The 24,342-nt window shown below is 70.6% G+C and carries 23 protein-coding genes; 11 read left to right on the top strand and 12 right to left on the bottom strand.

All coding sequences use genetic code 11. The features are described 5' to 3' along the window. Positions 1-49: 49 nt before the first annotated feature. Positions 50-607, top strand: coding sequence for a winged helix-turn-helix domain-containing protein (locus AB0K67_RS30645; protein WP_364067272.1), 558 nt, complete (start codon positions 50-52; stop codon positions 605-607). Between the two features lie 45 nt (positions 608-652). Here the strand turns inward: AB0K67_RS30645 and valS are convergent, their stop codons facing one another. Next, positions 653-3,163: a valine--tRNA ligase gene (gene valS / locus AB0K67_RS30640; protein WP_364067686.1), complete on the bottom strand. Its 2,511-nt coding sequence runs from the start codon at positions 3,161-3,163 to the stop codon at positions 653-655. 108 nt (positions 3,164-3,271) lie between these two features. Here valS and AB0K67_RS30635 point away from each other — a divergent pair, with 108 nt between their 5' ends. Then, positions 3,272-3,556 (top strand): DUF4235 domain-containing protein, encoded by a 285-nt coding sequence (locus AB0K67_RS30635; RefSeq protein WP_364067270.1) that lies wholly within the window; start codon positions 3,272-3,274, stop codon positions 3,554-3,556. Here the strand turns inward: AB0K67_RS30635 and AB0K67_RS30630 are convergent. The 3 genes from AB0K67_RS30630 to AB0K67_RS30620 are packed head-to-tail and all read right to left on the bottom strand — an operon-like array spanning position 3,489 to position 7,422. Further along, on the bottom strand, positions 3,489-4,922 hold the full coding sequence (locus AB0K67_RS30630; RefSeq protein ID WP_364067268.1) for a trehalose-6-phosphate synthase: 1,434 nt from the start codon (positions 4,920-4,922) through the stop codon (positions 3,489-3,491). The two genes, AB0K67_RS30635 and AB0K67_RS30630, sit on opposite strands and share 68 nt — an antisense overlap. Positions 4,923-4,939: 17 nt before the next feature. Then, a complete protein-coding gene (locus tag AB0K67_RS30625) occupies positions 4,940-6,478 on the bottom strand; it encodes an FAD-dependent monooxygenase (protein WP_364067266.1) in 1,539 nt (512 codons plus the stop codon). After that, positions 6,475-7,422: an MBL fold metallo-hydrolase gene (locus AB0K67_RS30620; protein ID WP_364067264.1), complete on the bottom strand. Its 948-nt coding sequence runs from the start codon at positions 7,420-7,422 to the stop codon at positions 6,475-6,477. Before AB0K67_RS30620 ends, AB0K67_RS30625 begins: the two co-directional genes overlap by 4 nt. A gap of 204 nt (positions 7,423-7,626) precedes the next feature. Between AB0K67_RS30620 and paaI the strand changes: the two genes are divergently transcribed. The 3 genes from paaI (at position 7,627) to AB0K67_RS30605 (ending at position 9,953) form a co-directional block, all read left to right on the top strand. Beyond that, a complete protein-coding gene (gene paaI / locus AB0K67_RS30615) occupies positions 7,627-7,995 on the top strand; it encodes a hydroxyphenylacetyl-CoA thioesterase PaaI (RefSeq protein WP_364067684.1) in 369 nt (122 codons plus the stop codon). Positions 7,996-8,005: 10 nt separating this feature from the next. Continuing rightward, the gene (gene paaK, locus AB0K67_RS30610; RefSeq protein WP_364067262.1) at positions 8,006-9,313 is read left to right on the top strand and encodes a phenylacetate--CoA ligase PaaK; all 1,308 of its coding nucleotides are present in this window, start codon (positions 8,006-8,008) and stop codon (positions 9,311-9,313) included. 88 nt (positions 9,314-9,401) lie between these two features. After that, positions 9,402-9,953 carry a TetR/AcrR family transcriptional regulator gene (locus AB0K67_RS30605; protein WP_364067260.1) on the top strand — a complete coding sequence of 184 codons (552 nt, stop codon included), beginning with the start codon at positions 9,402-9,404 and terminating at the stop codon, positions 9,951-9,953. A 17-nt stretch (positions 9,954-9,970) separates the two neighbouring features. On the opposite strand, the gene AB0K67_RS30600 is transcribed toward AB0K67_RS30605, so the two are convergent. The 4 genes from AB0K67_RS30600 to AB0K67_RS30585 all read right to left on the bottom strand — a co-directional run bounded on the left by AB0K67_RS30600 (position 9,971) and on the right by AB0K67_RS30585 (position 13,459). After that, positions 9,971-10,798, bottom strand: a complete 828-nt coding sequence (locus AB0K67_RS30600) for a hypothetical protein (RefSeq protein WP_364067258.1) — start codon at positions 10,796-10,798, stop codon at positions 9,971-9,973. 92 nt (positions 10,799-10,890) lie between these two features. Continuing rightward, complete coding sequence (locus AB0K67_RS30595; RefSeq protein WP_020542847.1) at positions 10,891-11,190, bottom strand: DUF4193 domain-containing protein; 300 nt, start codon at positions 11,188-11,190, stop codon at positions 10,891-10,893. Positions 11,191-11,498: 308 nt separating this feature from the next. Further along, positions 11,499-12,644: a HAMP domain-containing sensor histidine kinase gene (locus tag AB0K67_RS30590; RefSeq protein WP_364067256.1), complete on the bottom strand. Its 1,146-nt coding sequence runs from the start codon at positions 12,642-12,644 to the stop codon at positions 11,499-11,501. A gap of 161 nt (positions 12,645-12,805) precedes the next feature. Further along, positions 12,806-13,459 (bottom strand): response regulator transcription factor, encoded by a 654-nt coding sequence (locus AB0K67_RS30585; RefSeq protein ID WP_364067254.1) that lies wholly within the window; start codon positions 13,457-13,459, stop codon positions 12,806-12,808. Between the two features lie 265 nt (positions 13,460-13,724). On the opposite strand from AB0K67_RS30585, the gene AB0K67_RS30580 reads away from it, so the two are divergent. Beyond that, the gene (locus tag AB0K67_RS30580; protein WP_364067252.1) at positions 13,725-13,889 is read left to right on the top strand and encodes a hypothetical protein; all 165 of its coding nucleotides are present in this window, start codon (positions 13,725-13,727) and stop codon (positions 13,887-13,889) included. Between the two features lie 59 nt (positions 13,890-13,948). On the opposite strand, the gene AB0K67_RS30575 is transcribed toward AB0K67_RS30580, so the two are convergent. Both AB0K67_RS30575 and AB0K67_RS30570 read right to left on the bottom strand, forming a co-directional pair. Continuing rightward, positions 13,949-14,737, bottom strand: coding sequence for an inositol monophosphatase family protein (locus AB0K67_RS30575; RefSeq protein WP_364067250.1), 789 nt, complete (start codon positions 14,735-14,737; stop codon positions 13,949-13,951). Beyond that, the gene (locus tag AB0K67_RS30570; RefSeq protein ID WP_364067248.1) at positions 14,737-16,758 is read right to left on the bottom strand and encodes a S9 family peptidase; all 2,022 of its coding nucleotides are present in this window, start codon (positions 16,756-16,758) and stop codon (positions 14,737-14,739) included. Before AB0K67_RS30570 ends, AB0K67_RS30575 begins: the two co-directional genes overlap by 1 nt. 11 nt (positions 16,759-16,769) lie before the next feature. Here AB0K67_RS30570 and AB0K67_RS30565 point away from each other — a divergent pair, with 11 nt between their 5' ends. Then, a complete protein-coding gene (locus tag AB0K67_RS30565) occupies positions 16,770-17,723 on the top strand; it encodes a ferrochelatase (protein WP_364067246.1) in 954 nt (317 codons plus the stop codon). Positions 17,724-17,738: 15 nt separating this feature from the next. Here the strand turns inward: AB0K67_RS30565 and AB0K67_RS30560 are convergent, their stop codons facing one another. Then, entirely contained in the window at positions 17,739-18,938 is a 1,200-nt protein-coding gene (locus AB0K67_RS30560; protein ID WP_364067244.1) for a lytic murein transglycosylase, read from the bottom strand. A gap of 93 nt (positions 18,939-19,031) precedes the next feature. Here AB0K67_RS30560 and AB0K67_RS30555 point away from each other — a divergent pair, with 93 nt between their 5' ends. The 3 genes from AB0K67_RS30555 to AB0K67_RS30545 are packed head-to-tail and all read left to right on the top strand — an operon-like array spanning position 19,032 to position 22,389. Beyond that, positions 19,032-20,234: an MFS transporter gene (locus tag AB0K67_RS30555; RefSeq protein WP_364067242.1), complete on the top strand. Its 1,203-nt coding sequence runs from the start codon at positions 19,032-19,034 to the stop codon at positions 20,232-20,234. A gap of 54 nt (positions 20,235-20,288) precedes the next feature. Beyond that, a complete protein-coding gene (locus tag AB0K67_RS30550; protein ID WP_364067240.1) occupies positions 20,289-21,062 on the top strand; it encodes a polysaccharide deacetylase family protein in 774 nt (257 codons plus the stop codon). A 46-nt stretch (positions 21,063-21,108) separates the two neighbouring features. Continuing rightward, positions 21,109-22,389 carry a D-arabinono-1,4-lactone oxidase gene (locus AB0K67_RS30545; RefSeq protein WP_364067238.1) on the top strand — a complete coding sequence of 427 codons (1,281 nt, stop codon included), beginning with the start codon at positions 21,109-21,111 and terminating at the stop codon, positions 22,387-22,389. Positions 22,390-22,465: 76 nt separating this feature from the next. Here AB0K67_RS30545 and AB0K67_RS30540 read toward each other — a convergent pair whose 3' ends face one another. Beyond that, the gene (locus AB0K67_RS30540; RefSeq protein WP_364067236.1) at positions 22,466-23,230 is read right to left on the bottom strand and encodes a hypothetical protein; all 765 of its coding nucleotides are present in this window, start codon (positions 23,228-23,230) and stop codon (positions 22,466-22,468) included. Between the two features lie 113 nt (positions 23,231-23,343). On the opposite strand from AB0K67_RS30540, the gene AB0K67_RS30535 reads away from it, so the two are divergent. After that, positions 23,344-24,291 (top strand): protease inhibitor I9 family protein, encoded by a 948-nt coding sequence (locus AB0K67_RS30535; RefSeq protein ID WP_364067234.1) that lies wholly within the window; start codon positions 23,344-23,346, stop codon positions 24,289-24,291. Positions 24,292-24,342: the final 51 nt, after the last annotated feature.

The following is a 24,342-nucleotide window of genomic DNA, read 5'->3' as shown; positions in this document are numbered from 1 at the left end:
AGGTGTGGAGGGATAGGCGGAGAGTCACCCGGTAATAGAGTGACCTGCCATGGCCACCCAACGCCGCCCCGCCACCGAGACGGAGGCCCGCGCACTGGCCTCCGCGACGCGCCTGCGCATTCTGCGGCTCTGCCTGGACGAGGCGCTGACCAACAAGGAGATCGCGGGCCGGCTGGGCGCGAACCCCGCCACGACGCTGCACCATGTGCGCAAGCTCGTGGAGACGGGCTTCCTGGCGGCCGAGCCCCGCCGCCCCGGCCCGCGCGGCTCGACGGAGATCCCCTACCGCACCACCGGCAAGACGTGGGAGATGGACGTCTGCGAGAGCGGCGTGACCGGCGCGAACGCGGCCATGCTCGGCGCGTTCCTGGAGGAGGTGCGGCTGATCGACGTCGCGGAGGGCGAGTTCGCCAGGCTCGGCGTGCGGCTCACCGAGGAGGACCACGCGGAGCTGTGGCGGCGGCTGCGCGAGGTGATCGACGACTTCCGCGACCGCCCGCCACCGGCGGACGGCGCTGCCTACTCGCTCTTCGTCGCCGTCCACAGAGACGTCACCAGGGACGCCGGCCCCGGCCGGCGAGAAGCCGGGCCCGGGGCCGGCGCCTGAGACGGCCTTCGAGTCGGACTCGGGCCGTCAGACGGACTCGGGCCGTCAGGCGGACTCGGGCTGTGCGACGGGCTCGGGCGCCGACAGGTCCACCTCGACCTTGAGCTGCTCGCCGTGATCGAGCACGAACTCCTCGACGTTGCCCGCCGCGCACACGTCGTCCTGGGCCTGCTTGAGCAGCTCGACGTCGGGCGTCCACACCGACAGCCGCGACACCTCGGCGCGCATCGACAGCTTGGCCTCGGACTTGGCCTTGCGCACCTGCGCCAGCACGTCGGAGGCGACGGCCAGCACGGCGGGATCGCCGGTGCCGCGCTCGGCGACCGGCCAGGAGGCGCGGTGGACCGAGCCCTCGCGCCACCACGACCAGACCTCTTCCGTGACGAACGGCAGGAACGGCGCGAACAGCCGCAGCAGCACGTCGAGCGCCCGCCGCAGCGCCGCGTGCGCCGAGGCGGAGGCGGGACCCGACTCGTACGCCCGCGCCTTGACCAGCTCCAGGTAGTCGTCGCAGAACGCCCAGAAGAAGCGCTCGACGACCTCGATGGCCCTGGTGTGGTCGTAGGACTCGAACGCCTCGGTGGCCTCGCGCACGGTGTCGGCCAGCGCCGCCAGCATCGACAGGTCGAGCGGCTCGGTGACCTCGCCGTCGCTCTCGGCCAGGCCGAGCACGAACTTCGAGGCGTTGAGGATCTTGATGGCGAGCCGCCGCCCGATCTTGAGCTGCCCCGGGTCGAAGGCCGTGTCGACACCGTAGCGGCCGTTGGCCGCCCAGTAGCGCACCGCGTCGGAGCCGTGCCTGTCGAGCAGGTCGAGCGGCGTGACGACGTTGCCCTTGGACTTGGACATCTTCTTGCGGTCGGGGTCGAGGATCCACCCCGAGATGGCCACGTCGCTCCAGGGCACCTCGCCGAACTCGTAGTGGGACCTCACCACGGTCGAGAACAGCCAGGTGCGGATGATCTCGTGGGCCTGGGGCCGCAGGTCGGCGGGGAACACCCGCTTGAACAGGTCGTCGTCGGTGCCCCATCGCCCGGCGATCTGCGGGGTGAGCGACGAGGTGGCCCAGGTGTCCATGACGTCGGGGTCGGCCATGAACCCGCCGGGCACGCCGCGCTGCTCCTCGGTGTAGCCGGGCGGCACGTCGGACGACGGGTCGACGGGCAGCATGTCCTCGGTGGGCAGGATCGGCGCGTCGTGGACGGGCTGGCCGTTCTCGTCGATCGGATACCACACCGGGAAGGGCACGCCGAAGAAGCGCTGGCGGGAGATCAGCCAGTCGCTGGTGAGCCCCTCGACCCAGTTGTCGTAGCGGACCCGCATGTGCGGCGGGTGCCAGTTGAGCTCGCGTCCGCGCTCCAGCAGCCGGCGGCGCAGCTCCTCGTCGCGGCCGCCGTTGCGGATGTACCACTGGCGGGTGGTGACGATCTCAAGGGGCTTGTCGCCGCGCTCGTAGAACTTCACCGTGCGCTTGACCGGCCTGGGCTCGCCCACCAGGTCGCCCGACTCGCGCAGCATCTCCACGATGCGCTCGCGGGCGCTGTGGACGGTCTTGCCGGCCAGCTCCTTGTACGGCCCGGGATCGACGCCCTCGGGCGGCTCGGGCAGCAGCCGGCCGTCCCAGCCGATGACCGGCCGGGTGGGCAGGTGCAGCTCGCGCCACCAGGTGACGTCGGTGACGTCGCCGAACGTGCAGATCATCGCGATGCCGGTGCCCTTGTCGGGCTCGGCCAGGCGGTGGGCGAGCACCGGCACCTCGACACCGAAGATCGGGGTCAGCACGGAGGTGCCGAACAGGTCCTTGTAACGCTCGTCATCGGGATGGGCCACCAGCGCCACGCAGGCGGGGATCAGCTCCGGCCTGGTGGTCTCGATGTAGACCGAGCCCTTCTCGCCGTAGAAGGAGATCTTGTGGAACGCGCCCGGCCACTCGCGGTCCTCCAGCTCGGCCTGGGCGACCGCGGTGCGGAACGTGACATCCCACAGCGTCGGGGCCTCGGCGAGGTACGCCTCGCCGCGCAGCAGGTTGCGCAGGAACGCCCGCTGCGAGACCGCCCGCGCCTCGTCGCTGATCGTGGTGTAGAGCAGCGACCAGTCGACCGACAGGCCGATGCGCTTCCACACCTCCTCGAACGCCTGCTCGTCGATGGCGGTCAGCTTGTGGCACAGCTCCACGAAGTTGCGCCGGGAGATGGAGATCTCCCGCTTGCCGGGCTTCTCCGGCGGCACGAAGTCGGGGTCGTAGGGCAGCGACGGGTCGCAGCGCACGCCGTAGACGTTCTGCACCCGGCGCTCGGTCGGCAGGCCGTTGTCGTCCCAGCCGAGCGGGTAGAACACCGACTTGCCGAGCATGCGCTGGTAGCGCGCCATGATGTCGGTGTGGGTGTAGGAGAAGATGTGACCGATGTGCAGCGAGCCCGACACGGTCGGGGGCGGCGTGTCGATGGCATAGATCTGCTCACGCGAGGCGGACCGGTCGAAGCGGTAGGTGCCCTCTTCGTCCCAGCGAGCTACCCATACCTGCTCCAAGCCGTCGAGAGTCGGCTTTTGGGGCATGGAGGGACGGCGTAGTCGCTGTTGAGTCATGCCTCCTTATGGTACGGCTTCGCGGGCCCGGCAAGCGGTAGAGACTAGTGTTCGTTACAAAGGGGAAGGGAGAGCGACATGGCGGAGGAGAAGCCAGATATCGCCTGGCGCGTCATCGGCGGCCTGGTGGGTCTGGTGACGGCGTGGGCGGCCCGCAAGATCCTGGGTTTCGCCTGGACGAAGGCGACCGGCAAGGAGCCGCCCGTCGACACCGAATCACCCGAGGTCAGCCTCGGCGAGGCGATCGGCTACGCCGTCGTCATGGGGGTGGGCATGTCGGTGGCGCAGATCGTGGTCAACCGGACCGCCAAGAAGCGCTACGACGCGTGGAAGTCGCTGAAGCAGGTGACTCCAGGGCAGTGAGGAATTCGTTCGCCCAGCGGTCCACGTCGTAGGTGGCGACCCGGCGGCGCATCGTCCGCATCCGCCGGGCCAGCTCGTGCGGCGTGGCCCGCATGGCGTTCAGCAACTGCCGCTTGATGTCCTCCACGTCGTACGGGTTGACGAGGTACGACTGCCGCAGCTCGTCGGCCGCCCCGGTGAACTCGCTCAGCACCAGCGCGCCCTGCAGGTCGTGGTGGCAGGAGATGTACTCCTTGGCGACGAGGTTCATGCCGTCGCGCAAGGGCGTGACGACCATGACGTCGGCGGCGAGGTAGAGCGCGGCCAGCTCCTCCTGGTTGTAGGACTGGTGGAAGTACCAGATGGGCTGGTAGCCGAGCTGGGCGTGCTCGCCGTTGATCCGCCCGACCTGCAGCTCGATGTCGTCGCGGAGCTTGCGGTACTCGTCCACGCGCTCCCTGCTGGGCGTGGCGATCTGTACGAACACCGCCTCGCCCGGCCGCAGCCGCCCGTCCTTCAGCAGCTCGCCGAAGCCTTCGAGGCGCTGCCCGATGCCCTTGGTGTAGTCGAGGCGGTCCACGCCGAGCAGCACGTGCTCGGGCTCGCCCAGCTCGATCCTGATCTCCTTGGCCCTGGCCACGATGTGCGGCTCGCGTACGAGCGCGTCGAGGTGCGCGAAGTCCACCGAGATCGGGAACGCCTGCGTGGTGACAATGCGGTCGTCAAGGAAGATCTCGTTCCCCTTGTACGGCAGCCCGAGCAGCCGGCGGCACAGCCGGCGGAAGTTCGACGCGCCGCCGGGCAGCTGGAAGCCCACCAGGTCGGCGCCGAGCAGGCCTTCGACGATGTCCTTGCGCCAGGGCAGCCGCCAGAACAGCTCGGTGGGCGGGAAGGGGATGTGCAAGAAGAACCCGATGCGCAGGTCGGGCCGCAAACGGCGCAGCATGGCGGGCACGAGCTGGAGCTGGTAGTCCTGCACCCAGACGACGGCGCCCTCCTCGGCCGCCTCCGCGGCGGCCTCGGCGAAGCGCTGGTTGACGGACTGGTACGCCTCCCACATCTGCCTGTCGAAGACAGGCGTCGCCACGACGTCGTGGTAGAGCGGCCACAGAGTGGCGTTCGAGAAGCCCTCGTAGTACAGCTCCACCTCGCGGGCGGACAGCGGGATGGGGATGAGGTTCATCCCGTCCTGCTGGAAGGGTTCGAGCTTCTCGTCTGGTGCACCGTGCCAGCCGGCCCAGGCTCCGTGGCGGCGCTGCATCACCGGGGCGATCGCGGTGACGAGCCCGCCAGGACTCCTGCGCCACGAGGCCGTTCCGTCGGGTTCGATCGTGCGGTCCACCGGCAATCGGTTCGCGACGATCAAGAACGAGCTACGGCCAGTCACGCAGTCCTCCTATGGGGTCATATGTCAGGAAAGCCGCCGAGCGCGCGGCTAACAGCGGCCGCTACCTGCTCCGGGCCCGCCTGGGGGAGGATCGCGGCGATGTGGGAGTCGGGCCTGATGATCCATGCTTCATCCGGCCCGGCACCGAGCCTCTCAGCGAGCGAGCCAGTCCCATCGATCTCCGCGAGCCCGCGAACGGCGAGCGGCGCCGTAATGACCTTGCCCAAGACCTGCGCAAACAAACTCGAATTGCACATATCACCCAATAGCACGAGAAATCCGTCTCGGGTGATCTCGCGTAGTCTGCCGCCCGGCAGCGCCATATCCGGCAGGATCACGCCGGGTGACGGCGGGCACGACCTGCCTTTGGGCGGCCTGCCCGCGAACGGGCGTGAGGGCTCGGGCGTGGTCAGCGGTGAGTCGACGTACCAGAAGGGCTCGGCGAAACGGCCGGAGTCGATCTCCTCCGCGCGCCCGCCCTCCAGCGCGGCCCGCCGCCGCATGCGCTCCTCCACGGTCCGCGGCACCAGGAAGCGCATGGTGGCGCCGGTGACCTCGAGGTTCTCCCGCGCGGCGGCGTGCCGCTCCACGTGGTACGACTCCAGCAGCTCATCCCCCGCCCAGCCGTTGAGCACGAAGGCGAGCTTCCATGCGGCGTTCTCGGCGTCCGGCACCCCGGAGTTGAGCCCGCGCGCCCCGAACGGTGCCACCAGGTGCGCGCAGTCGCCGGCCAGCAGCACCCTGCCGACCCGCATCCGGGAGGCCAGGCGCGAGTGGAAGCGGTAGGTGCTGTGCCACAGCAGCTCGTAGGGGCGGTCGCCGATGATCTGCCGGATCTTTCGCGCGATGTCGGCGTCGGTGGGGACGAAGTCGGGCGCGATCTGCCAGTCGATCCGGTACGTGCCCCCGGGACACGGGTGGATGAGCACCTGCCGCCCCGGGTTCCACACCGGGTCGAAGTAGAAGCGGCGCTCGTTCTCCCAGCCCGGCAGGTCGGCCTTGATGTCGCAGATCAGGAACTGGTCGTCGAACGTCTCACCGGTGAACTCCACGCCGAGCGCCGCGCGTACCGCCTGGCCCCGCGCGCCCGCGCAGGCCAGCACGTACGGCGCGCGCAGCCGCCGCTGCCCGCAGTGGACGGTGACGCCGGTCGCGTCCTGGGTCAGCCCGGTCACCTCGTGCTGCCAGCGCACCTCGATGAGCGGCTGGGCGGCGATGGCGGCGTCGAGGATCTGCTCGGTGCGGGTCTGGGAGATGTTCACGCACGGCGGCAGCGGCCCCTCGCGCTCGAACGTCCAGGAGAACAGCTCGCGGCCGCGGTAGTAGGTGCGGGCGGTGGTCCAGGCCAGCCCCTCCTCGGCGACCTGCCCGGCGCCCGCGGCGGCCCAGATGTCGAGCACGTCGCGCTGCTGGCAGATCGACTTCGAGCCGCCGCTCCCCCGTTCCGGCCGCTGATCGAGCACCAGCACCTGAACGCCCCAGCGGGCCAGCAGCAGCGCGGCGGTCTGCCCGACCGGCCCCGCGCCGATCACGATGACCTGCGGCTCGGCGGTCATGACTGGAGTTCGTCCCAGACCTGCCGGTCGCGCTCGGCGGTCCAGATGCGGGGCCGTTCGACGCCGTGCAGCTCGTCCCACAGCCGCGAGACGTTGAACGGCAGGCAGTGCTCGAAGATCGGCCAGGAGCCGTAGCGGGGTGCGAGCGCCTTGTGCGTGCGCTCGAACGCCTCCTTCACCGATCCGGCCGCGCTCACCTCGCGCATCATGACGGTCAGGAAGTCGCGGGTCTGCCCGATGGCCGCCGCGACGGCGTCCTTGCCGCGCGCCACCGCTCCCCTCCCGCCGACCAGCGTCTCGGCCCCGAACGAGGCCACCCGGTCGAGCGTCGTGGAGGCCCAGTCGCGGTGGAAGGCGTCGCCGGTGTAGAGGGCGGCCTGCGACTCGACCAGGTCGCCGGCGAACAGCACGCGCTGCTCGGGCAGCCAGGCCACCAGGTCGCCCTCGGTGTGGCCGCGCCCGCAGTACTGCAGGACCAGGTCGCCGCGCCCGCCGCCCAGGTCGATGGTGAAGCGGTCGCTGAAGGTCGCCGTCGGCCAGGTCAGGCCGGGGATCGAGCCGGGCTCTTCGAACAGGCGGGGCATCCTCGCGTACTCGCTGGCCCAGTCCTGCTCGCCGCGCTCGGCGATCAGCTCGTGGGTCTTCTCGTGCGTGACGATCACATCGGCCCCGAACGCGGACGCGCCCAGCACCCTGACCGCGTGGTAGTGGGAGAGCACGAGGTACCTGATCGGCTTGTCGGTGTGCTCGCGCAGCCGGGTCAGCCAGCGGCGGGCGGCCACCGGCGTGGCCATGGCCTCGAAGCAGACGAGGAAGTCCTCGCCCTCGATGGCTCCGACGTTGGGGTCGCCTTCGGCGGTGAGCGCGTACACGCCGTCCGCCAGGATCTCCAGGGACTGCCGCTTCTCGCCGAGGTCCGCCGACGAGGCGAACGGCTTGGCCATCGCTGTCTCCTCCCGCTCAAGGCACTGCCGCTCCCGGCCGGTCGGTCCGGGGCGGCGTGCACGCTCCTAGGAGTCTCTTCCCGCTCACGCCCCGGCTGTCCCCGGTGCGCGTGGTGGCTCTTGACAGGCGTGTTCCGCTGGTGATTGGTTTACCGAACATTCGGTCAGTTGACAAGGGAGACCGTTGTGGATAGTGCGCGCCGCATGATGGAGGCCGACACCGCATCAGCCGCCCTGGGCATCGTGCCGGAGGAGCTGGGCGAGGGCCGGGCGGTGTGCCGGATGACGGTGACCGGGCAGATGGTCAACGGGCACGGCATCTGCCACGGCGGCTACGTCTTCCTGCTGGCCGACACCGCGTTCGCGTGCGCGTGCAACAGTCATGGGCCGGTCACGGTTGCGGCGGGGGCGGAGATCACCTTCGTCTCCCCGGCTCACGCGGGCGACGTGCTGATCGCCGAGGCGGAGGAGCGCACGCGCTACGGCCGCAGCGGCATCTACGACGTCACCGTGCGCAGGCCCGACGGTCAGGTGGTCGCGGAGTTCCGCGGCCGGAGCCGGGAGCTGAAGTGAGACGGTCGAAATGAGACTGGGACGACCCCCCGCACCCCACGAGCTCGACCCCATCGAGCGCGTATCCCGCGACGAGCTGATGGCGCTCCAGCTCGAGCGCCTGCGGCACACCCTCGACCACGCCTATCGCAACGTCCCCCTCTACCGGGAGAAGTTCGACAAGGCGGGCGTGCACCCGAACGACTGCAAGGAGCTCTCCGACCTGGCCAAGTTCCCCTTCACCACGAAGGAGGACCTGCGGCAGAGCTACCCGTTCGGCATGTTCGCGGTGCCCCGCGAGCAGGTGGCGAGGATCCACGCCTCCAGCGGTACCACGGGACGGGCCACCGTGGTCGGCTACACCAAGCACGACCTGGACGTGTGGGCCGAGGTGATGGCCCGTTCGATCCGCGCGTCCGGCGGCAGGCCCGGCGACATCGTGCACGTGGCCTACGGCTACGGCCTGTTCACCGGCGGGCTCGGCGCCCACTACGGCGCCGAGCGGCTGGGCTGCACGGTGGTGCCGGTCTCCGGCGGCATGACGCCGCGGCAGGTGCGGCTCATCGAGGACTTCAAGCCCGACGTCATCATGGTGACGCCGTCGTACATGCTGGCCCTGCTCGACGAGTTCGCGAACCAGGGCCTCGACCCGCGCGCCACGTCGCTGCGGGTCGGCATCTTCGGCGCGGAGCCGTGGACGGAGAAGATGCGCGCCGAGATCGAGGACGCCTTCGACCTGGACGCGGTGGACGTCTACGGCCTGTCGGAGGTGATCGGCCCCGGCGTGGCCAACGAGTGCGTCGAGACCAAGGACGGGCTGCACGTCTGGGAGGACCACTTCTACCCCGAGATCATCGACCCGTTCACCGGCGAGCCGGTGGAGCCGGGCGAGAAGGGCGAGCTGGTCTTCACCACCCTCACCAAGGAGGCCATGCCGGTCATCCGCTACCGCACCCGCGACCTGACCCGGTTGCTGCCCGGCACCGCGCGGCCCGCGTTCCGCCGCATGGAGAAGGTGACCGGCCGCACCGACGACATGATCATCCTGCGCGGCGTGAACGTCTTCCCCACCCAGATCGAGGAGATCGTGCTCGGGATCGAGGGCCTGTCGCCGCACTTCCAGCTCAGGCTCACCCGTCCCGGACGGCTCGACGTGATGACGGTCAGGGTCGAGGCGCGGCCCGGGTTCGTGGAGGGGCGCGAGGCGGCGGCGCAGGCGCTGCGCACCGCCGTCAAGGAGACCGTGGGCGTGAGCGTCGAGGTCGAGGTGGTGGACCCCGAGACGCTGGAGCGTTCGGTGGGCAAGCTCAAACGCGTCATCGACCAGCGCCGTGCCTGAGACCGCCTCTCAGGCTTCCTCCAGTGCCGCCTCTGGGGCCGCTCGCCCGCCCGCGCGCAGGCGCGGGCGGGGCCTCGATCCCGAGTCGGTGCTGTCGATCGCGGTCGGTGTCTTCAACGAGCGCGGCTACGACGGCACCAGCATGGAGGACCTCGCTAAGGCGCTCGGCGTGACCAAGTCGGCCATCTACTACCACGTGCCGGGCAAGGAGGAGCTGCTCGCCAGGGCATTGGACCGGGCGCTTGACGGGTTGTTCGCGATGGTGGCCGACGAGCGCGCCGCGTCGGGCTCGGCCATCGACCGGCTTGAGTGGGTCGTCAGGCAGAGCGTGCGCATCCTTGTGGAGCGGCTGCCGTATGTGACGCTGCTGCTGCGGGTGCGCGGCAACAGCGGCACCGAGCAGGCGGCGCTGGAGCGGCGCAGGGAGTTCGACCGGTTCGTCAGCGGGCTGGTCGGCGAGGCGGTGGCGGAGGGCGCCATCAGGGCCGACGTCGATCCCGGCCTGGTGACGCGGCTGCTGTTCGGCACCGTCAACTCGATCACCGAGTGGTACCGGCCGGGGCGTGGCGCATCGGCGGACGATCTGGCCGACGCGCTGCTCAGCATGACCTTCGACGGTCTGCGGCCGCACCCGGCCTGACGGCCGGGAGGGCCCGGCTAGCCCTCCAGCTCGCCGCGCGCCCCGCCGCGCACCGGCTTCGGCGCGGGGGCCTCGGGCAGCGGGGCCTTGATGCGCAGATCGGCGCGGATGGCCTCGCCGAGCTTTTTCGTGGCCATGCGGTTGAGCGCCCCGCCGGCGATGGCGCCGGTCAGGAACGGCCCGAACGTGCTGAGATGGCGGCCGAGCGTGCGCATGAGGCGATTGCGCAGGGCCGTCTTGGTGGCCGCACCGAGCGCCAGGGAGACGGACGCGGGGGCGAGGGGGTCGATGCCGCGTTGCCTGGCCCAGGCGGCGGTGAAGGCGATGGCGCGCTGGGCGCCCGAGCCCTGGACGTGGACGCCGTAGACCTCGTGCAACTCGGCCAGCAGCTTGACCTCGATGGCCGCGACGACGATGGTCTCGGCGACGAGCTGCGCGGGGGCGGAGAGCAGGAGGGGCGGCGCGGCGAACTCGGCCGCGGCCAGTGCTCCGCCGATGGCGCCTACCGTCATCGTGGCCTTCTGGGCGGTGCGCACCAGGTCGTCGGCGAGCTCTTCGCCGGTCAGGCCGTGATGGTGCTCGGAAAGGGTGTGCAGGTCCCTGATCGGGATGCGCGGCGCGATGTTGAGGAAGACGTCCGCAAGCCAGCGGCCGCGGCCGGCGCCGGTCGCCCGTGCCCGCTTCGCTCCTTCGGACAGCCTCTGCGCGAGTCGGCCGAGCAGCCTGCGCCGCTCGGCCGGCTCGAGCTCACCCGGAGCGGTGAGCCTGCCGACGAGCTCGCCGACCTCGCGGTCGGGGCCGGCGACCTCATCGTCCGGTTGGCGGTCTTTCTCCGGTTCGGCCACGCGTTGCCTCCGTAACTGATGTCGCGATCGCTCGGGTTCGTGGGCTGTCGTGGTCCTCTGTCCCCTTACCCGGAGCTCGGTCGCTCCAGTGGTCAGGCGGCGCACTCCCGGCAGACCTGCTGGCCGTTCTTCTCGGAGGCCAGCTGGCTGCGGTGATGCACCAGGAAGCAGCGTGAGCAGGTGAACTCGTCCGCCTGGCGGGGGATCACCCGCAGGGAGAGCTCTTCGTTCGACAGGTCGGCACCGGGCAGTTCGAGCGACTCCGCCAGGTCGGTCTCATCGATGTCGATGCTGCCGGACGACTTGTCGGTGCGCCGCGCCTGAAGCTCCTGGAGGCTGTCTTCACCCAGGTCGTCGTCTGTCTTGCGCGGGCTGTCGTAGTCGGTAGCCATTGTGCTTACTCCATCCCCCTCATCTATATGTCTTCGCGCTCATCGCGCGTCTTCTAACGTCCGGGAAGCCCATCTTGTGCCCGTTCCGTCGGGGAGATTTCCCATCGGTACCCCGAGGAAACGGACGACGAACCTCCCAACACGTCAGGGCCTGCTGCCGTCGGCAATGGTTAGCCAAATATGGCGAAACCCACAGCCTTGGCGTCATGCACCACCGTGTTCGACGGCACATCCAACCACATGTGCGGCGAGAACGAGACGCCCCCTTGCGACAACACGCGGACGAACGCGCCAGGAACGCCTCCGCGTCAGCGCGCCGGTAGCCGAATGGTCACCACAAGCCCTCCGCCATCGCGCGGCACGGCGGAGACATTCCCGCCGTGGGCCTGCACGACCGCGCGCACGATGGACAACCCGAGACCGGCGCCCTTGGCCGAATCCACCCGATCCGCATGGAGCCTCCTGAACGGCTCGAACAGGCTGTTCACCTCGTACGCGGGGACGTGCTGCCCCGTGTTGGCCACCTGAACAACCAAGGCCCCGTCCACCATTCCCGTACGGATCCAGACTTTTCCGCTTTCGGGAATGTTGTACTTCACCGCGTTCTCGAGCAGGTTGCTCACCGACCGCTCCAGGAGCACGGGATCGCCCACGGTAGGCGCGCTGACCAGATCGGTGACCACGCTCACACCGTGTTCCTCGGCGAACGGCGTGACCTGTTCGACCGCCGACTGAGCGACCTCCTTGACGTCCAGCGGTTTGCGCACCGCGAGTTCGCGTTCGCTCCTGGCGAGCAGCAGCAGCCCCTCGATGAGCTTCTCGTTACGCGCGTTGACCTCAAGGAGGGTACGGCCGAGCGCTTTGAGATCCTCGGACGCCTGCGGATCGGAAAGCGCGATCTCCAGGACCGTCCTGTTGATGGTGAGCGGCGTGCGCAATTCGTGTGAGGCGTTGGCCACGAATCTTCGCTGGGTGTCGAAGGCGACGTTGAGCCGGGTCAGCATGGCGTCGAAGGTGTCGGCCAGCTCCTTCAGCTCGTCGTTGGGGCCTTCGAGCGCGATGCGCTGGTGGGCCAGCGTGCTCTCCGACAGCTTCCGCGCCGTCGCGGTCATCTGCGCGACGGGCTTCAGCGTGCGGTCGGCCACGAAGTAGCCGATGATGAGCGCGAGGATGCCCACGCCCGCCAGCGCCATGACGGAGCTGTACAGCAGCGCGTCGCGGGCCTTGTCGATGGCCATCTGCTGGAACTGCTGCCAGCGCTGCTGCAGCCGCGCGTCGGAGAAGGGGTCCAGCCCGAGGTCGATGGTCGGCCAGGCTTCACTGATGGCGTTGCCGATGATGGCGTACATCGACAGCAGCAGCGCCACGGCGGCGGCGAACACCAGGGCGCCATAGGTGAGGGTCAGGCGCCACCGGATGCTGACCTTGCCGGGAAGCTCCTTCACACGTTCCATGGTGGAGCGTTGGTGGAGCGCCTGCGCGGGCGGAGGGGGGCCGTCCCACACCGGCGGACCCGTCGGTGGCGGCGGCGTCTCCTGTACGCGCGTCGCCTTTCGCTCGGAATGCGGGCTGATCATGGGGTGCGTCGGACCCGCTTCACGCTCTGGCCTGTCCGTCACAACTTGTACCCAACCCCGGGTACGGTCTCGATCACCTGCGGCTCGCCCAGCTTTTTACGCAGCGTCATCATGGTCACCCGGACCACGTTCGTGAAGGGATCGATGTTCTCGTCCCATGCCTTGTCCAGCAGGTCCTCCTGGCTGACCACGGCGCCCTCGGCCCGCATCAGCTCTTCGAGCACCGCGAACTCCTTCTTGGTGAGCACGACCTCCCTGCCGTCGCGCTCCACCAGCCGCTTGCCGGGGTCGAGCCGGATGCCGGCGCGCTCAAGCACGGGCGGCAGCGCGGGGGCGGAGCGGCGGCCGAGCGCGCGCACCCTGGCCACCAGCTCGATGAACACGAACGGCTTGGCCAGGTAGTCGTCGGCGCCCAGGCCGAGGCCCTCCACCTTGTCGTCCACGTCGCCCGAAGCGGTCAGCATGAGAATGCGCGAGGCCGTGCGCTGCTCCACCAGCCTGCGGCACACCTCGTCACCGTGCACGACCGGCAGGTCGCGATCCAGCACGATCACGTCGTAGTCGATGTAGGAGGTACGCTCCAACGCCCCGCCGCCGTCGTAGGCGACGTCGACCGCCATGGCCTCGCGCCGCAACCCCGTCGCGATCGCGTCGGCCAGCACCTTCTCGTCCTCAACCACCAGCACGCGCACGCTCGGTACACCTCTCTCCCATTCCGGTCACTCATTCTGGCCACAGCTTCGATAAGCGCACGGTAAGGCATGTTCCGGCCGCTCCGGACCACGCCGAGGGGCGCCGCAGGGCCGCTGCGAGGCGGCCTTACGGAAGCTTGGTGAAATTCATGTTTCAGAAGGCGAGGACCTGGGGTATGCCAGCGGGACACCCATTGCCCGGGCATCAGCCCACGATGGCAATACTTCGCCCTTGCACGGAACGGACCCCCGGAGAGTAGGTGAGATGGGCGAGTTCACCACCACGATCGAACACCGCCTCGACCAGGCTTACAAGAACCTGCGGGAGGCCCGCAGCGCCGGCGACGACTACCTCGCCGACACCCTCACCGCCGAGATCGAGGACCTGCGGCGCCTGGCCGACGATCACGGCATCCCGCTGCCCCGTTAGCCGACGCGAAACGGCCGGAGCCGTGTGGCCCCGGCCGTTTGGCGCTCATCTCCCGCGGCTCAGGCGCCGCGCAGCGGGTCCAGCGACGCCAGCAGGTCGTGCAGCTCCTCGAACAGGCCGGGAGCGGCGCACAGCGCGAACTCCGGGCCGATCGGCCTGCCGTGCAGCCCGCCGATCCGGGCGCCCGACTCGGTCGCCACGAGAGCGGCGGCCGCGAAGTCCCACTTGTTGACGCCGCGCTCGTAGTAGCCGTCCAGCCGGCCCGCGGCCACCGAGCAGATGTCGATGGCGCACGAGCCGCCGCGCCGGATGTCGCGGACGCGCGGCAGCACCTTGGCCACCACCTCGCCCTGCACCTCGCGGCGGGCCTTGGCGTAGCCGAAGCCGGTGCCGATCAGCGCCTGCGGCAGCGGCACCCCGGTGTTGCAGTGCAGCCGCTCACCGCCGAGCCAGGCGCCCTCGCCGCGCGCGGCGGTGTAGACCTCGCCGCGCGCCGGCACGTTCACCACGCCGGCCACGACCTCGCCCGCCACCTCGACGGCGATCGACACCGCCCAGTCGGGCAGGCCGTACAGGAAGTTGACGGTGCCGTCGATCGGGTCGACGATCCAGCGCACGTCGGACTCGCCGGGCGCCTCCCCCTGCTCCTCGCCGAGGATGCGGTCGCCGGGCCGCGCGGCCGTGATGCGCTCGCGGATGAGCGCCTCCGACGCCTTGTCCAGGGCGGTGACCACGTCGGTGGGGCTTGACTTGGTCTCGATCTCGCGGGACATCGTGGGCCGCTTGGCGAGCAGCATCTCGCCGGCCTCGCGGGCGATCTCCTCGGCGAGCCTCAGGAAGTCCGTCATCAGGCCACCGACTCCGGTCGCTTCCACTCCTGGCCGAGCACGTGGTGGCCGAGGAAGGCGAGCACGGTCTCGTACCAGGCGACGATGTTGCCCGGCTTGAGAATCCAGTGGTTCTCGTCGGGGAAGTACAGGAACTTCGCGTCCACCTCGGTGCGGCAAAGGTCCCACCACAGCCGCAGCGCCTCGCCGATCGGCACCCGGTAGTCCTTGTCGCCGTGGATGACGAGCATCGGGGTGGTGATGCGGTCGAGCGAGTTGTGCGGCGACAGCAGCTGGTAGCGCTCGCCGCCGGGATCGCCGAACTCCCGCCGCCAGTACGTGGCGAAGTCGGTGGTGCCGGAGAACTGGTCGAGGTTCCACAGCGAGGCGTGGGTGACGATGGCCTTGTAGCGGTCGGTGTGACCGGCGAGCCAGTTGGCCATGTAGCCGCCGTACGAGCCGCCCATCGCGGCGGTGCGCTCGGCGTCGATGTCGTCCCTGGCGATGGCGGCGTCCACGATCGCGTCGAGGTCGGCCTGGGTGCGCGGGCCCCAGTTGCCCCAGCCCCTGTCGATCATCGCCTGGCCGTAGCCGGTGGACATGCAGGGGTCGGGCAGGAGGACGGCGTAGCCCTGCTGGGCGAGGATCCACGCCTGCCAGCGCCACTGCCAGTCGTTCCAGGAGCCGAGCGGGCCGCCGTGGATGAACACCACGAGCGGGGCCGGGTCGGCGGCGGAAGCGGACTCGGGCAGGGCGAGCCAGCCGCGGATGGTCGCGCCGTCGTCGGCGGTGGCGGTGACCTCGGTGAGCGTGCCGGGCACCTCGGGGCGCGGCGCGGGCGAGGGCAGGTCGGCGACCTCGCCGGTGGCGGCGTCGATCCTGGCCGGGCCTGGGGCGAGCGCGATGCCGCTGTGCAGGGCGTAGACGAAGCGCCCGTCGGGCGACGGGTTGACGTGCAGGTACGCGGCGTCGTCGCCGGTGAGCCTGGTGACCTCGCCGTCGAGCGGCACGCGGAAGACGGGGCGGCGGCCCTGGTGGTCGGCGACGAGGTAGACGGCCGACGAGTCGGGGGCCCAGGCGACGTCCATGGGGAACAGGTCGGGGGCGTACGCGCGGCCCTGCCCGGTGGTGAGGTCGGCGATCCACAGCTCGGAGCGCGCCGAGACGTCGTAGCCGGTCTTGCGGTCGCGGGTGCAGGCGACCTTGGTGCCGTCGGGCGAGACGGCGAGCGGGCCCTGGAAGTCGGCGTCGTCGTCGCTGAGCAGCACGCGGCGCTCGCCGGTGGCCACGTTGATGACCACCAGCTCCGTACGCGACTCGCCCTTGGGCAGGTAGAGCCGCCAGGTCGCGACGACGGAGGCGCCGTCGGGGGTCAGCTCGAAGTCGCCCTGGCGCAGCGCGTCGCCCGCGTCGGGGGTCAGGTCGCGGACGTCTTCGAGACGGTCGGCGCCGAGCCGGCCGGCGAACAGCCGGGGCCGGCCGGGGCCGAGGTCGTGGTCCCAGTAACGGACCGGGTACTTCTCGTGCAGGATGGCGCTGATCCCGGCGTCCTTGCGGGCCTTGCGCTTGCCGGCGTCGGCCGACTCCTCACCGTCGAGCACGTCGGAGACGAAGACGACCACGTCGCCCGCGGTGCGCACGGCGCTGATGCCGCCGGCCCTGCTCGCCACCTGACGGGCCTCGCCGCCGGCGCGGGGCAGCAGCCACAGGGCGGGCACCTCGTCGGTGGAGTCCTTCTCGGTGGGGTCGGGGCGGGCGGAGGTGAACAGCACGTCTCCGCCCGTGGTGAAGACGGCGGCCGACTCGCCCTTGGCCGACCGGGTCAGCCGGTACGGCTCTCCGTCCACGGGGATCGCCCAGAGCGCGGTGCCGAACGACTTGCCGTCGGGGTTCAGGGACTGGACGGTGGAGACCAGCCGCGACCCGTCGGGCGAGAGCTTGAGCGAGAGAACTCGGGGGATGGCCACATAGTCGCGTATGTCGTTGAATGCGCTCACCCGTCCGAACCTACCTCGCGGCAGGGACCGCCGACACACCCGCATAGTGTTGTCACGTGGGAATTTACGACGCCTTGCTGGTCCTGTCGTTCGGCGGCCCCGAGGGTCCCGACGACGTGATGCCGTTCCTGGAGAACGTCGTGCGCGGCCGCGGCGTGCCGCGCGAGCGCCTGCTCGAAGTGGCCGAGCACTACCAGAGCTTCGGCGGGGTCAGCCCGATCAACCAGCAGAACCGCGACCTGGTCGAGGCGCTGCGCCAGGTCGTGGACGTGCCGGTCTACTGGGGCAACCGCAACTGGCATCCGTTCGGCGAGGACACCGTGCGGCAGATGAAGGCCGACGGCGTGCGCAAGGCCGCGGTGTTCGCCACGTCGGCGTTCGCCGGCTATTCGAGCTGCCGCCAGTACTACGAGGACATCAAGCGGATCTCCATCGAGGGCGGCCCCGAGCTGGTCAAGATGCGCCACTACGGCGACCACCCCGGGTTCGTGGCGGCGATGGCCGACCACACCAGGGCCGCGCTCGAGCGGCTCGGCCGTGACGACGCCAGGCTGGTCTTCACCGCCCACAGCATCCCCGTCTCCATGGCCGAGACCGCCGGCCCCGAAGGCGGCCTGTACGAGGCGCAGCTGCGCAGGAGCGCCGAGCTGGTCAACCAGGCACTGGGCCGCACCGAGCCGTGGGACCTGGTGTGGCAGTCACGCAGCGGCCCGCCGCAGGTGCCGTGGCTGGAGCCGGACGTCTGCGACTACCTGCGCAAGACCGACGCCCGCTCGGTGGTGCTGGTGCCGATCGGCTTCGTCTCCGACCACATGGAGGTCGTCTACGACCTCGACACCGAGGCCAGGCAGGTGGCCGCCGAGCTGGAGCTGCCCATGGAGCGGGCGGCGACGGCCGGCACGCACCCGCGCTTCGTCCAGATGGTGCGCGAGCTGATGGAGGAACCGGAGCCGGTGCCCTGCCCGCTGACCTGCTGCCCGCCGCCGCGCAGGCGTCCCCAGGCTTCCTGAGTCAGGCGTGGCGCGTCAGGCATACGCCTTGGCGTAGGCGTCGGCGATCGCCAGGACCTTGTTCACGTAGTCCCACGAGTGGTTGTAGAACCAGATCGCCTTGCGCAGCCGCTCGCCGCCCTGCCCCGCCTTGTTGGCGCACAGGTAGTCGGCGGCGGCGGGCACGGCGTCGTACGGGCTCCAGATGTCCTTCTTGCCGTCGCCGTCGCCGTCCACGCCGTAGTGCTTCCAGGTGGCGGGCATGAACTGCATCGGCCCGAGCGCGCCCGCGCTGGACGGCCCGTTGTTGCGTCCGTGCCCGCTCTCCACCTGGCCGATGGCGGCGAGCACCGTCCATGACAGGCCGGGGCAGCGGGTGGCGGCGGCCTTGTACAGCTCCAGGTAGCTGCGCGGGCGGCCGACGGTGACCTGCTGCTCGGCGGGCTGCCGCCGCTGCTGCTGTCGTTTGGGCGTACGGGCGGCGGCGTCGAGCAGGACGACCTGGCTGCCCTTGCCGAGCAGCTTCTTCACGCCCGCCTGGCTGATCTTGCCCTCCTTGCCGTGCAGCAGCACGGCCACGCCCTGGGCGAACCCCAGCGACCTGCCGAGGTCGGCGCTGATGATCCCGTCGACGCCGTGCAGGCCGAGGCTCGCCGAGGCGGCCACGCGCAGCCTTGGGCCGCCGTCCACCTGGTAGTAGGCGCCGAGGATCATGCCGTACTTCCTCATCGCCGCCGCGTCGGCCACCAGCTCGCCCCTGGTCAGCGCGCTCCACACGGCGGGCTGGTCGGCGACCGGCTGCGGGGTCCACGAGCGGAACTCGGCGGGGTTCACGGCCAGCAGGTTCAGCGGCGTGCCCGACACCTTGACGGCGCCGGCGTCCACCACGATCACCTTCTGCACGTGGGCCAGCTCGCCCAGCCGGAACCTGGTCTGCTTGGGCACGGTCCCGGCGGCGACGGCGAGCACCCGCGGCGGCGTCACGGTGACGCTGGGACCGCCCTCGCCGAAGTCCTTGACCGGCTCGGCGGTGGGCACCATCTGGTCGAGGCGGGGCGCCGGGGTCTGCGCCTGCTGCTGGGGGCGGGGCCTGCGCACGGGCTCCTGGGCGGTCCCCCGGGTGGTGCCGACCAGATCCTGATCCAGGACGATCACGACGCCCGCGGCCGCGGCGGTGACCACGAGCACGGCGGCGACCATGAGCATGACCGCACGGAAGCTGGGAAGACCGGACACTCGGGACACGTTAACTCACCCCGCCGCTAAATCACTTGCCATCCGGACATACGGTGCGCAATGGTTAGCCTGCACAAGTAAGGGGGAAACGGCGTGGTCGGGCCTTACCGGGGATTGTTCGAAAGGCCCGGGGTCAAAGCGTTCGTCCTGGCCGGGCTCATCGGCCGGATGCCGATGTCGATGCTCGGCATCGGCGTCATCCTGTTGATCTCCACGCTCACCCAGTCGTACGCCACGGCAGGCGCGGTCGCCGCCACGACCAATCTCGCCTTCGCCGTGGCCGCTCCCCTGTCCGGGCGGCTGGTCGACCGGTTCGGCCAGGGCCGGGTGATCCCGCCGTTCGCGGTGCTGAACGCGCTCGCGCTGTCCGCGCTCATGATCTTCGCCGGCTGGGGGCTGCCCGACTGGACCTACTACCTGTCCGGCCTGGTCGTGGGCGCCACGTCGCTGTCGATCGGCTCGATGGTGCGGGCCCGCTGGTCGGTCATCTACGGCGGTTCCGGGCGCCTGCACACCGCGTTCGCGTTCGAGTCGGTGGCCGACGAGGTGGTCTTCGTCACCGGGCCCGCGCTGGTCACGGTGCTCGCGACCGCCGTGAACCCGTACGCGGGGCTGATCGTGGCCATGCTGTGCATGCTGGGCGGCTGCCTGGCGCTGGCCGCGCAGCGCGGCACGCAGCCGCCCGTGCAGGAGCTCAAGTCGGGGTCGGGGACGCCGATCCTGATCCCCGGGGTGACCGTGCTGGCGGCCGTCGCGCTGGCGCTCGGCGCGATCTTCGGCTCGGTCGACCTGATCACGGTGGCCTTCGCCGAGGAGCACGGGGTCAAGGGCGTGGCGGGCTTCCTGCTGGCGGCGTTCGCCGGCGGTTCGATGGTGTCGGGGCTGTGGTTCGGCTCGCGCCGCTGGCGGATCTCGCTGCGGGCCCGGTTCGTCAGGGCGCTGGCGCTGTTCGCGATCGGCCTGGTGCCGATCATGTTCGTCGGCCATCCCTGGATCATGGCCGGCGCCCTCTTTCTGGCCGGTTTCGCCATCTCGCCCACGCTCATCACGTGCTTCTCGCTCACCGAGCGGCTGGTGCCGCAGTCGCTGCTCACCGAGGGCATGGCCTGGATCTCGACGGCCATCGGGTTCGGCGTGTCGGCGGGCTCGTGGGCGGGCGGGCGGCTCACCGAGGCGTACGGCGCCTCCGCCGCGTACGGCTTCTCCGTGGCCGCGGCCGTCGTGGCGGTGACCATCGGGATCGGTGGTTCGGGTTTGCTGAGAGTTCCCGGGGCCGCTTCACCCGCCGAGAGCTGATCCGCTACGGTCGGGAGATCCCTCGCAACACCCAACAATCTGGAAGCACTAGTCATGTCCCGACAATTGAGTTCACTTCTAGCAATCGCGGCTGTTTGCGCAACTCTCGCCCCGGCGCCGGCCATCGCCGAGGCGACCCCCGCCCCCGCCCAGGGAGCCAAGTCCACTGCCGCCAAGAAGACGGCGAAGGCGAAGAAGCCGGTCAACTGCTCCCAGGTCAAGTGCCTCGCGCTGACCTTCGACGACGGGCCCGGAAAGTACGCGGGCAAGCTGCTCGACACGCTGAAGAAGTACGACGCCAAGGCGACGTTCTTCCTTGAGGGCCAGTACGTGAAGGCCCGCCCGCAGTTCGTCAAGCGCATGGTCGCCGAGGGGCACGAGCTGGGCAACCACAGCTACAGCCACCCCGACTTCACCAAGAGCGACGGCGCGAAGATCCGCGACGAGATCAAGAAGACGCAGGACGCGGTGAAGAAGGCCGCGGGCGTCGAGCCCAAGCTGCTGCGCCCGCCGTACGGCCTCACCGACCTGCAGGTCTCGGACATCGCCACCGAGTTCGGCATGCCGATCATCCTGTGGACGGCCGGTTCGAAGGACTGGAGCTCCAAGAACGTCAAGGCCATCCAGAAGCAGACGCTGGCGGTCGCCGAGCAGAACGGCATCATCCTCATGCACGACTGGGTCAAGCAGACCGTCGACGGCATGCCGGCGCTCATCAAGACCCTGAAGAACAAGGGCTACCACCTGGTCACGGTCTCCGAGGTGATCAAGGACCAGAAGCTCGAGCCCGGTGACGCCTTCCCGCTTCCCGAGGGCTGGGAGCAGTGAGTATCGTTCGCGTCTGACCGGACGATTCTTCTGCTGGAGGGTGCTCGTGGCCTTCGTCAATTGGGCGCGCAACCAGACGGGCACCCCGGCGGAGACCCGCGTGCCGGCCTCCGCGGAGGAGGTCGCCCGCGCCGTACGCGACGCCGCAGGCTCCGGCCGCCGCGTCCGCATGGTGGGAACGGGCCACTCCTTCACCGGGGTGGCCCTCACCGACGGCATCATGCTCCGCCCCGACGCGCTCACCGGCATCGAATCCGTCGCGGGCGACCGGGTGACCGTACGCGCCGGCACCCCCTTACGCGTGCTGAACGAACTGCTCGCCGAACGCGGCCTGGCCCTGGCCAACATGGGCGACATCGCCGAGCAGACGGTGGCGGGAGCCGTACAGACCGGCACCCATGGCACGGGACGCGACAGCGGCGGGCTCGCCGACCAGATCGCCGAGCTGGAGATGGTGCTCGCCGACGGCACGCTCACCACCGTCTCCCCCGGCGACGACCTCTTCGACGCCGCCCGCGTCGGCCTCGGCGCGCTCGGCGTACTCACCAGCGTCACCTTCCGCGTCGAACCGGCCTTCCTGCTGCACAACCGGCGGCGCAAGCTCGCGCTCAGCGACATGCTCGGCTCGCTCGACGAGCTGACCTCGGAAAACGAGCACCTCGACTTCTTCTGGCTGCCGCACACCGACGCCTGCCTGGTCAAGACCAACAACCGCAGCCCTGGCCCGCCCAGGCCGCCCGGCGCGTTCCGCCGCTGGCTGGACAACGTCTTCCTGGAGAACACCCTCTTCGGCGCCGCCTGCGCGCTCGGCGCCCGGCTGCCCGGCCTCATCCCCCGCATCAACGCCGTCAGCGCGGCGGCGCTCGGCGACTCCTCGTCGGTGGACGCCTCGTACAAGCAGTTCACGGCGCGGCGCGACGTGCGCTTCCTGGAGATGGAGTACGCCATCCCGCGCGAGCGGCTGGCCCAGGCGCTGCGCGAACTCCGCGACCTGATCGAGCGGATGGACTGGAAGATCGGCTTCCCGGTGGAGGTGCGGGTGACGCCGCCCAGCGACGCGTGGCTGTCCACCGCGTACGGGCGCCCGACCGCGTACGTCGCCTGCCACGTCTACCGGCCGACCCCCAACTCCGCCTACTTCGCGGGCGTCGAGGAGATCATGACCCGGCTCGACGGGCGGCCGCACTGGGGCAAGCTGCACACGCGGGACGCCGCGTACCTGGCGGGGGCGTACCCGAAGTTCGCCGACTTCGTGGCGCTGCGCGACCGCCTGGACCCCGACCGGCTCTTCACCAACGCCTACCTGGACACCGTCCTCGGCCCCTAGCCGCGGCCTTCGTGACGCGTATCCGAGGGGCGACTCTCAGAGGGAGGACGGTCGCGTTCCGGCGTCCCGAGCCGGATCAGGAGAGCGGCTGCGCGCGGTCCTGACCGGCCGGTTCGTCCTCCTGCCCCTGCGGGGACGACGGCGCGGCCGGGTCCTGCGGCTCCTCGGCCCCCGGCGGGCGCCCGCCGTCGCGGGACGGCGTGCTCGGCGCTTCCGACGGGTGCACCGCGCCGGACTCGCTCCCGGACGGAGCCGGCTTGGGAGTCGGCCTGACGCTCGGCTTCGTGGACGGCTGCTCCTTCGTGCCGTCCGGCGTGGGCGTGGCGGACGGCGTCGGGGCCGGGGCGTGCCCGGGCGTGCGCGTGGTGACGTACGCGGGCGGCGAGTACCCGGTGTCCCGGTGCCGCTGCTCACGGCGCGGCTCCTGGCGTGCCTGCTGGGCCTGGGCCGGCTTCTTGCCGGTGACCTGCTCGTGCACCGTCCGGTGGGTGAGCGCCTGGTAGACGAGGATGCCGCCCATGCTCACCCCGAACACGACCGACGCCGCGGCCGCCACCTTCACCCACGGCAGCCTGCGACGGGCGCGCGGCTCCTCGGCGTCCTCGCGTTCCTTGCCCTCCTTGGCGGCCTGCGTGCGCTGCTTGACCCGCTCCCCCGTGCGCTTGAGGTAGTGGGTGTAGATCGCCGTGGCCACCGTGCTCGACACGCTCACGACAGCGGCCCCGATCACCGTGCCTGCCACACCGAGGTACGACGCGGCCACGGCGGCCGTCACCGCCGCCAGGGCGCTGCCGAGGATCTGCGGCAGGCTCAGCTCGAACTTCGGCCGCTCGCCGCTCATCCCCCGGATCAGTCCTCTCTCGCCATGCGTCAGGTAAAGAGCTGTCTCGTGAATAGACGCGACTGCGTGTCCTGATGTTCCTGTGAGCTGCGTGACAGGCACCCTTGTAAATCGTGCCCCGACGACTCGGCCTGCCCTCCGTGTACCTCGCCGCGGCCGTGGCAACGGCAGCCACGACCGCCGTCCCCTTGGCCATGACGCCCGCCTCCGGACTCGCCCTGCGCGAAATGCCGCCAGAGCCCGCCCGCCCCTACGTCGTCACGGCCCGCGACCGCGCGGCCGCGCGCGACCTCGTCGGCGAGGTGCGCTGGCGAGTACGCCGTTACTACACCTCGGCGCTGCCCGGCCTCGCCACCTTCCTGACGCCATCGGAGCTCGCCGAGCTGCGCGCCGACCCGCGCGTGCAGACGATCGAGCCCGATCGCGAGATCCACGCCCTGGCCACCCGCGGACCCGCCCGGCGCGTCCCCGTCAGGAGCGGCGGCGACGGCACCACCGTGTACGTCGTGGACAGCGGCGTCAAGGTCCGCCGCGCCCGGTTCGACGATCGGGCCTGGCGGGCGTTCGACGCCACCGGCGGCACCGGGCGCGACTGCCGGGGCCACGGCACCCGCGTCGCCGCCCGCGCCCACCGCGCCGCGCCCGAAGCCGGCATCGCCTCCGTGCGCGTGCTCGGCTGTGCCGGCACCGGCACCCTGTCCGACCTGCTCGCCGGGCTGGACTGGATACACCGGCACGCCCGCGGCCCCTCCGTCACCGCCCTGTCCATCGACGGTGCCGACTCCCCTGCCCTGAGCAGGGCCGCGCGGTCGCTGTCCCGCTCCGGCATGTTCGTCATAGGAGCCTCCGACACCGGTGCCTGCCAGGTCACCGCCGACGGGCTCGCGTACTCCGCCCGCGCCCCGTACCTGGCCGGAGTCGCCGCCCGCCACCTGGCACTTCATCCCAATTCAGGACCGGCCGCCCTGGCCGACAAGCTCGGCTGCACGAACGCCCGGGGCGCGATTCGCCAGAACCCTTCGCGGCCGCATAACCTCCTCATGCGCGATGGCGGGCTCTAGAGGAATGGACTCCACAAATGTGATCGGCGTCACATCGCCCTTGGGCTATCC

The organism is Nonomuraea sp. NPDC052634 (genome assembly GCF_040678535.1).
Taxonomy (GTDB): Bacteria; Actinomycetota; Actinomycetes; order Streptosporangiales; family Streptosporangiaceae; genus Nonomuraea; species Nonomuraea fastidiosa.
Note: the sequence above shows the minus strand (reverse complement) of the source record. Positions and strands in the feature narration are given on the sequence as shown.